The following is an 8685-nucleotide window of genomic DNA, read 5'->3' on the forward strand; positions in this document are numbered from 1 at the left end:
TTCCGCACGCAAAGAAGCGTCCAGTGGACGCTTCGTCTTGCGCAGGACTTGACCGAGCAAAATGATCGCCGCCCGCGCACGGGAGAAGCGAGATGGTTGAATTGGACGCGAACGGGTATCATCAATCTATCTGTGACGAGACAACTACGGAGGCATTCATGGATCCCATCCAGATCGTCCTTATCGTTTTGGCGCTCGCCGGCGCTTGGGCCGTCGTCGAGTTGGCCCTCATGCTGCGTCGTACACGCGGCGTGGTCGATTCGCTCGATAAGACCGTCGAGCAGATCAACAGCACCATCGAGGAGGCGCGTCCTGTGGTCGCCAAGCTCGATGGTGTGGTCGACGAACTGCAGCCGGCTGTGTCCCAGATCGAACCCCTGCTCAAGCAGGCCACGGTCGCGACTGAGGCACTCTCGGCAGACCTTATCGAGGTCAACGGTGTACTTCGTGACGTCTCCGCGGTAAGCGGTGCCGCCAGCAGCGCGTCGAGTGCCGTGACCGGTTTTGCTGACGCCGCGAGTGAGAAGGTTCACAAGCTGTTTGCCAAGCCGCGTAAGACTGAGTCCATGCCCGCACCCCGCACCTTCGGCGACACAGCGGCTGCCCCGGCAGCAGAGACGCCCGGCTCGTTCGACCATGCCTCGGGGGAGACAGAGCCCATTGAGGCAGATGAGCCCCGTCAGTACTTCACCTACACCCCCGCCGAGGAGTCCGACCATGAGTAATCCCACGCGTGTCGCCCTTACCGTTGCTTGCGAGCCGCATCTCGCGCGCATCGTGCGCATGACCGCCGCGAACGTGGCGACGCTTTCCGCCATGTCGGTCGAGCGCGTCGAAGACATGCGCATGGCTGCGGAGGAGGCATTCATCTACGCTTGCGGAACGACGCCGGGTGAGGACCTAGTCATCGACTTCGATGTCGATGAGCGTCATGTCGCCATGACGTTCCAGTTGTCCGCAACGGCGTTCGCAGTGCCCTCTGAGGAGGACCCGACCGCCGTGTACGCCGATCTCATCTTGGGCTCGGTCTGCGATGTCTACGAAAAGCACGAGGCGCCCGCTCGCTTGGTGCTCGACGTGAAGGCGGACGTCGATGCCATCTAAAACCTCGGGTAAAAGCGCCTGGGACAAGGAGAAGACGCGCGAGCTCTTCCGCCGCTTCAAAGAAGAGGGCGATATGGATGCTCGCGAGAAACTCGTGATGTCCCATCTGAATCTCGTGCGCTTCATCGCCAATAAGTTCAAGAATCGCGGAGAGCCTCTCGATGACCTCGTGCAGGTCGGGTATCTGGGCTTGCTCAAGGCTATCGACCGCTTCGATCCGAGTCGCGGCCTCGAGTTCACCACGTTCGCCACGCCCACCATCATGGGCGAGATTAAGCGGCATTTCCGTGACAAGGGTTGGAGCGTCCGTGTGCCTAGGCGCCTGCAAGAGCTCTCGGCAAAGGTCAACCAGGCCACCGATACCCTTACCTCCAAGCTTCAGCGTTCGCCGACTATCGCCGAGATTGCGGAGTATCTGGACGCCTCCGTCGACGAGGTGCTCGAGGCCATGGAATCTTCTTCCGCGTATAGCTCTGTTTCGCTTGAGGCGCCTTCGGGCATGGAGGATGACGACACCCCCTCGGTCATCGACCGATATGCCACGGAGGATGAAGACCTCGCCTTCACCGATGATCGCATCATCATCGAGGAGGCACTTGCGAGCTTCTCGCCGCGTGAGCGCGAGGTCATTGAGATGCGCTTCCTGCAGGGGATGACGCAGATTGAAATTGCCGAGAAGCTCGGCATCTCCCAAGTGCAGGTGAGCCGTCTGCTCAGGCGTACGCTCAAGAAGATCCAAGACAAAATCGACCCCGACGGGTCCATGGCCGGCTAGGTCCGGTTGGTGAGAGGAACTATGAAGCACGATACTTCGCACGCAGAGCGTGTGGCCCGCATCACGTTTTTCAACATCTGGATCGTCATCGGCGTCATCATCATCGCCTCCGTCGCGCTGAACCTGATCGGCTCGCTTTCGAGTGTGCTGCTCTTCCTCTCCGTCGGTTGCCTCTCGGCATTCGTCGCCTCGCCCATCGTCAATTGGCTCGAGCGCCACCGTGTCCCCCGTGGTGCGGGTGCCCTGATAGGCCTCATCGTTGTCATGGTCGGCTTGATTCTACTCTTTGCGCTCGTGATCCCCATGGTTACCGGGCAGCTCATCGACCTCCTGCGCGATGCTCCTTCCAAATTCTCCGCCCTCGGTGCGTGGGTGGTGCGCATGGAGAGCAAGTACGCCGTGGTCGAGCATTTGAATGACATCGTTCAGCTCGATTCGATCTTCACCGCCGCGCAGGACATCGTCAACCAGGCGCTTTCGGGCCTGCTCGCGGCTGTGCGCGATGGCATCGTTCCCATGGTGAACAACATCGCCTCGACGGTCTTCATCGTGTTCCTCGGCTTCGTCCTCGCGTTCTGGCTTGCGTGCGATTACCCCCGCATCAACGAGGAAATCTGTCGCGTGCTGCCCGAGGGCAAAGCCGACGACTATCGCCTCATGGTTGCGGTGGTCAGTCGTTCGGTGGGGGGCTACCTGCGCTCGACGGTCATTAACTCCGTCATCCAGGGCTTCCTCGCCTTCGTGGGATTTGCGATCGTGGGCCATCCGTACGCGGGCGCCATGGGTGTTCTTTCGGGCGTGTTAAACATCATTCCCGTGGTCGGCCCCTCCATATCCGCGGCGTTGGCGTCTCTGATCGCACTTGTGTACAGCCCCATCATGGCGCTGTGGACGATGGTCATGGCTATGCTCTCCCAAAACATCACGGACAACGTGATCGCGCCCAAGATCAACCAGTCCACGATGCAGGTGCATCCGGTTTTGTCGCTCACGGCGCTCGTTGTTGGATCGACTTTCGGTGGAGCCGCGGGAATGATCGTCGCGTTGCCGCTCGTTGCGGTCATCAAATCGCTCTTCATCTTCTATTTCGAGACGCGCACCGGCGAGCAGATCGTTTCCTACGAGGGTGCGCTCTTCCGTGGAGCCCCCTTCCGTGATGCACAGGGCAACCCGGTTCCTGCTTTTGACGCGCTGGGAGACGACAGTTTCGTAGCCGACTCGCAGATCATCGACGAGAGCTCGGTTCCCGAGGCGGAGGCCATGCCCAAGCCCGAGCTCGAGAACCCGTGGGCAAAGCTCATCGACTTCGAGAACCCTTTCACCTCGCACGAGCACGATGTGGGTGCCAAGAAACCCGAGGAAACCGACACAACTGATGACGGCCGTTAACGTATACTAGACGGGTTGGAAACTGTCCCGGTGATCGGGACCTCATTTAACCCAGGGAGTTTACGCATGGCCGCCGACTATCCCACCATGAAGACCGCCGAGATCCGCTCGGCCTACCTCAACTTTTTCGAGAGCAAGGGCTGCAAGCTCTATCCGAGCTCCTCGCTCGTTCCCGATGACCCGTCCCTGCTGCTCGCCAACGCCGGTATGAACCAGTTCAAGGAGTTCTACCAGGGCAAAAAGGTCATGAAGGAGATCGGTGCGTGCTCGTGCCAGAAGTGCGTGCGCACGAATGACATCGACATCATCGGTGCCGACGGGCGCCACGCCTCCTTCTTCGAGATGCTCGGCAACTTCGCCTTTGGCGGCGTGACCAAGGAGCAGGCCTGCACGTGGGCCTATGAGCTCATCACCGAGGTCTTCAAGCTGCCCAAGGACCGCCTGTACTTCACGGTCTTCACCGAGGACGATGAGACCGAGTCCGTATGGCGCTCACTCGGCGTTCCCGCCGAACACATCACCCGTCTGGGCGAGGACGACAACTTCTGGGCGGCTGGCCCCACCGGTCCATGCGGTCCGTGCTCCGAGATCTACTTCGACCTCGGCGAGGAGGTGGGCTGCGGATGCCCGGACTGTGCGCCCGGCTGCGACTGTGACCGCTTCCTCGAGTTCTGGAACCTCGTCTTTACTCAGTTCGATCGCCAAGAGGACGGCTCCATGCCCGAGCTGCCCCACCGCAACCTCGACACCGGCATGGGTCTCGAGCGCATGGCTGCCATCATGCAGCACAAGAGCTCGTTCTTCGACGGCGACGTCATGCAGAGTCTCATCAAGTTGGGCGAGGAGATCTCCGGCAAGACCTATGTTGATGACGACTACACCGGTGCTTCCCGTTCCTTACGCATCATTGCCGACCACGCCCGTTCGGTGAACTTCCTGATCTCCGATGGCGTGCTTCCCGGTAACGAGGGCCGTGGCTATGTGCTGCGCCGTCTGCTGCGTCGCGCCGTGTTCCATGGGCGTCTGCTGGGTATCGAGGACGCGTTCCTGGGCCGTTTCATCGATGCGGTGAATGATGTGATGGGCGACGCCTATCCGAGCCTGCTCGAGAACGTCGGCCTGGTCAAGGGTATCGTCGAGGCGGAGGAGGAGCGTTTCTCCACCACCCTCAACAACGGCCGCGCTTATCTCGATGAGCAGCTCGCGGCGCTCGCGGATGGCGAGCAGCTTCCCGGCTCCGCCGCATTTATGCTGCACGACACGTTCGGGTTCCCGATCGACCTCACCGTCGAGATCGCCGAGGGCGCCGGCCATGCGGTCGATATCGAGGGCTTTAATGCCGAGATGGCCGAGCAGAAGGCCCGCGCCCGCGCCGCCGCCAAGGGTGACGCCTGGGGTTCCTTCAACGACGTGTGGACCGAGCTTGCAGACCAGTTGCCCGCCACCGAGTTCGTGGGCTACGACAACGAGAGCATCGAGGGCGCGAAGGTCCTCGCTATCGTCGTGAACGGCGAGCGTGTCGAGCGCGCCGAGAACGTCGCGGAGGCTGCCGTCGTGCTCGATCGCACCCCTCTGTACGCCGAGATGGGCGGCCAGATGGGTGACCACGGCCTTATCGACACCGTCGACGCTCAGTTCTTCGTCAATAACACTATCGCCAAGGGCGGTCTGTACGTCCATGAGGGCAAGCTCATCGGCGCGCTTTCGCAGGGTGACACCGTCTTTGTCGGTTACGACCTCGCCCGCCGCGGTCTGCTCCGTCGCAACCACACCGCCACCCACCTGCTCGACGCCGCCTTGAAGGAGGTCCTGGGCGACCACGTCAACCAGGCCGGTTCGCTGGTGTCTCCCGAGGGCCTGCGCTTTGACTTCACGCACTTCGAGGCCATGACCACTGAGCAGGTCCGCGCGGTGGAAGACCTGGTCAACGAGCAGATCTTTGCCGCCAAGCCCGTGGTGACCACCGTCATGGGCATTGAGGAGGCCAAGGCCTCCGGCGCCGTGGCGCTTTTTGGTGAGAAGTACGGCGACGTGGTTCGCGTCGTGTCCGTGGGCGTCGAGGATGAGCCCTTCTCCCGCGAGCTGTGCGGCGGCACCCACGTTGCCAACACGGCGGAGCTCGGATTGTTCAAGATCGTCTCCGAGTCCTCCACCGGTTCCAATGTCCGTCGTATCGAGGCTGTGACCAGCACCGGCGCCATCACGTATCTCGAGGAGCGCGCTGCGCTGGCCGAGTCGGCCGCCGCTGGCCTCAAGTGCCGTGTTGAGGAGGTTCCCACGCGCATCGCTGTGCTCCAGTCCGAGCTGCGCGAGGTCAACCAGAAGCTCAAGCGCGCGCTCACCGGCGGTGGCTCCGATGCCATTTCCGCGGCGATCGAAAATGCCGCCGACATGGGTTCGTACAAGCTCGTGACCGCCGAGCTCACGGGGCTCGAGGCGGCGGACCTGCGCAATGTGTGGGACACCGTGCGCGGCAAGATCGCCGGCCCGGTCGCCTGCGTGCTCGCCACGGTGACCGAGAAGGGTACGCCCGCGCTACTGGCCGCCGCGACCGATGACGCCGCCGCCGCTGGTTTCCACGCGGGTAACGTCATCAAGCAGATCGTGCCGCTCGTCGATGGCCGTGGTGGCGGTAAGCCCACCATGGCGCAGGCTGGCGGCAAGAATGCCGCGGGCATCGCTGCTGCTCTCGAGGCCGCGAGCGATGCGCTGAACGCGTAACCGAGGCGTCCAGAGGTGGTTGCACTCGCGCTCGATATTGGCGGCACACGCACCGGTATCGCGGTCTCTGACCGCACCGGGCGCGTCGCTATGCCGCTCAAGGTCCTCCCTGCTTCCGAGGTTGAGAATATGGCGCGCACCTTTCGCATGATCATTGAGGACCATGAGCCCGATGTCCTCGTCTGCGGACTGCCCCAGACGATGGCGGGGGAGGAAGGCCCGCAGGCAGAGCATATCCGTGCGATCGCCGAACGCGTAGCGCGTGCCTGCGACCTTCCCCTCGAGTTCATCGACGAGCGCCTTTCCTCGAGCGAGGCCAAGCGCGTTTTGCGTGAGCAGGGTTTGAGCGAAAAACAGATGCGCGGTAAGGTAGATATGATCTCGGCTTCGCTGTTCCTGCAGGCGTGGCTCGACTCTCAGAGACGAAAGGAAGACCGTGGCTGATTACTCCGGTTCCCATCGCCCCGGCGACACGTCCCGTCCGGCGGGCAAGCGATTCCGCACCAATGGGTCTGCCCCCGCTTCGTCTGCCTCGAGTCGTACCGCCGCGCCGCGTCCAGCGGGCACTCGTTTCTCGCAGAACACCTCGCGTCCCGTTTCCGCCCAGCCCTCCCGCACTGGTGTTCAGCCTGTATACAGCCGTAGTGGAGATTCGCATAAGAAGGGCTCTCCGATTCCGGTGATCGTCGGCGTCCTCATCGCCATCGCCGTCGTCGCAGGTGCTGCCATCTTTATCTTCCCTCGTCTGTTTAGCGGATCCGATCAAACCGTTGAGGCGGGCCAGCAGGTCACTATCACCATTCCCGATGGTGCCTCTGGCGATACCATAGCCTCCATCCTTTCCGAGAACCACATTATCGAGGATCCCTCGGAGTACTATGCCGCCGTCAAGAAGCTGAATGCCGAGATGTCGCTCAAGCCCGGCGATTACCAGTTCGAGACGCTGCAGGATCCCGTCGAAGTGGTCGAGCAGCTCGTCGAGGGCCCGAATGCCAGTGGCGCCAAGCTCACGGTGCCCGAGGGCAGGACTGTCGGGCAGACGGCGCAGCTCGTTGAGGAGACCTATGGCATCTCTGCCGATGACTTCCTTGCCCAGGCAAAGGCGAGCGCTTACGTTTCGGATTATCCCTTCTTGTCTGAGGCAGCCGACGATTCCCTTGAGGGCTTCCTTTATCCAAAGACGTATACCTTCTCGGGCACTCCCACGGCCGATCAAATTATTCGCGCCATGCTCGACCAGTATCAGACGGATGTGGTCGACGCGCTCGACTTCACGGCCGCCCGCATCGCTATCAACGAGCGCTATGGGCTCGACCTCAGCGATTATGAATTGCTCGTCCTCGCTTCCGTGGTTGAGCGTGAGGGATTGAACGCCAGCCAGCGCGCGCATGTTGCCTCCGTCTTCCTCAACCGCATGAGCGGGAAGGGTGATTTTGCGGGTCGCCCGTACCTGCAAAGTGACGCCACGCTCATGTATGTGACGGGCGGCGCCGTCACGGCCGATGACATCCAGAGCATCGACAGCCCGTATAACTCTTATAAGAACGCGGGACTTCCCCCCACGCCCATCTGCGCGCCGTCGGTCGAGGCGATTCAGGCTACCTTGAACCCGACCGATTCAAATGACCTCTACTTTTACATCACGCAGGACGAGGAGTATTTCTCCGAGACCTACGATGAGCACATGCAGTCTTGGGAGTAGGCAATGAGCTGGTTTTCCCCTGCACGCTATGTTTCGAGCGTTGAGCGCATCGACCTCGACGCCCTTTGGGCGTCCGGCAAACGCGCCATTCTACTCGATCGCGATAATACGCTCGTCCCGCGTGACCGCAAGGACGCGCCCGCCAGCGTGGCGGCGTGGCTCGACCATGCGCGCGAGCTCGGCTTCGAGCTCATCATGGTGTCCAACAACTGGCACAAGAGTCATGTCTCGCGCTCGGCGCGCGAGCTCAAGATGGATTACATCTCCTTCGCGTGCAAGCCGCTGCCCTATGCGATCACGGCGGGTATGCGCCGTTTGGGCGCGAAGCCGGAGGAGGCCGTCATGATCGGCGACCAGCTCTACACCGATGTGTGGGGCGGAAACTTCGCCGGTATCGACACTATTCTGGTCAAGCCACAGACAGCCGTCGACCTGTGGTACACGCAGATTTTCCGCATCTTCGAGCGCCGCGCCCTGCGTCACGTGGCCTGCGAGGAGTAGGTCGCCATGGCGCAGGCGGTCAAGCACGGATGCGATCACGTCTTCTTCGTCGGATTCCTTGGGGCCGGCAAGTCGACGCTCGCCCGAAACCTGGGACGGATGTTCCATCGCCGTTTCGTCGACACCGACCGCTTGGTCGAGCGGCGTTGCGGCAGCACCGTCGCCCGCGTGTTCGAGGAACTTGGCGAGGACCGCTTTCGCGAGCTCGAGACCGCCGTGCTCGAGGGGCTGCGTTCGGAGCGCAGCCTGCTCGTCTCATGTGGGGGTGGTGTCGTGGAGACCCCTCGCAACATCGAGCTCATGCACGAGATGGGCTACTGCGTGTATCTCGACGGTGACTTAGACGACTCCCTGCGTCAAATCCGCCGCTCCGACACCCGACCCGATTTCCGCAGCGCCGAGCACGCCGCGCGTCTGCTCGAACATCGCCGCCCGTTGTACCGACAAGCCGCCGACCTTACCGTGGATATTCGCGGCACCTCGTTCACCGATG

General features: G+C 62.0%; 9 protein-coding genes. All 9 read left to right on the plus strand.

Annotation, left to right across the window (positions count from 1 at the left end):
- The first annotated feature begins 158 nt into the window (after positions 1–158).
- Positions 159–725 carry a hypothetical protein gene (locus tag ACT8II_RS04455; RefSeq protein ID WP_118653672.1) on the plus strand — a complete coding sequence of 189 codons (567 nt, stop codon included), beginning with the start codon at positions 159–161 and terminating at the stop codon, positions 723–725.
- A complete protein-coding gene (locus tag ACT8II_RS04460; protein ID WP_118653671.1) occupies positions 718–1104 on the plus strand; it encodes an ATP-binding protein in 387 nt (128 codons plus the stop codon). Before ACT8II_RS04455 ends, ACT8II_RS04460 begins: the two co-directional genes overlap by 8 nt.
- Positions 1094–1879: an RNA polymerase sigma factor SigF gene (locus ACT8II_RS04465; protein WP_118653670.1), complete on the plus strand. Its 786-nt coding sequence runs from the start codon at positions 1094–1096 to the stop codon at positions 1877–1879. The genes ACT8II_RS04460 and ACT8II_RS04465 overlap by 11 nt, the downstream gene beginning before the upstream one ends.
- A gap of 21 nt (positions 1880–1900) precedes the next feature.
- Positions 1901–3268, plus strand: a complete 1368-nt coding sequence (locus ACT8II_RS04470) for an AI-2E family transporter (RefSeq protein ID WP_118653669.1) — start codon at positions 1901–1903, stop codon at positions 3266–3268.
- 66 nt (positions 3269–3334) lie between these two features.
- On the plus strand, positions 3335–5989 hold the full coding sequence (gene alaS, locus ACT8II_RS04475; RefSeq protein WP_443813100.1) for an alanine--tRNA ligase: 2655 nt from the start codon (positions 3335–3337) through the stop codon (positions 5987–5989).
- Positions 5990–6004: 15 nt separating this feature from the next.
- A complete protein-coding gene (gene ruvX / locus ACT8II_RS04480) occupies positions 6005–6433 on the plus strand; it encodes a Holliday junction resolvase RuvX (protein WP_304292166.1) in 429 nt (142 codons plus the stop codon).
- Positions 6426–7691 (plus strand): endolytic transglycosylase MltG, encoded by a 1266-nt coding sequence (gene mltG, locus ACT8II_RS04485; RefSeq protein WP_233546148.1) that lies wholly within the window; start codon positions 6426–6428, stop codon positions 7689–7691. The genes ruvX and mltG overlap by 8 nt, the downstream gene beginning before the upstream one ends.
- Positions 7692–7694: 3 nt before the next feature.
- Positions 7695–8192 (plus strand): YqeG family HAD IIIA-type phosphatase, encoded by a 498-nt coding sequence (locus tag ACT8II_RS04490; protein ID WP_443813102.1) that lies wholly within the window; start codon positions 7695–7697, stop codon positions 8190–8192.
- A gap of 6 nt (positions 8193–8198) precedes the next feature.
- Positions 8199–8685 (plus strand): shikimate kinase (locus ACT8II_RS04495; RefSeq protein ID WP_443813103.1); only part of this gene is annotated, 487 nt, incomplete at its 3' end.

The organism is Collinsella sp. (assembly GCF_052346665.1).
Taxonomy (GTDB): Bacteria; Actinomycetota; Coriobacteriia; order Coriobacteriales; family Coriobacteriaceae; genus Collinsella.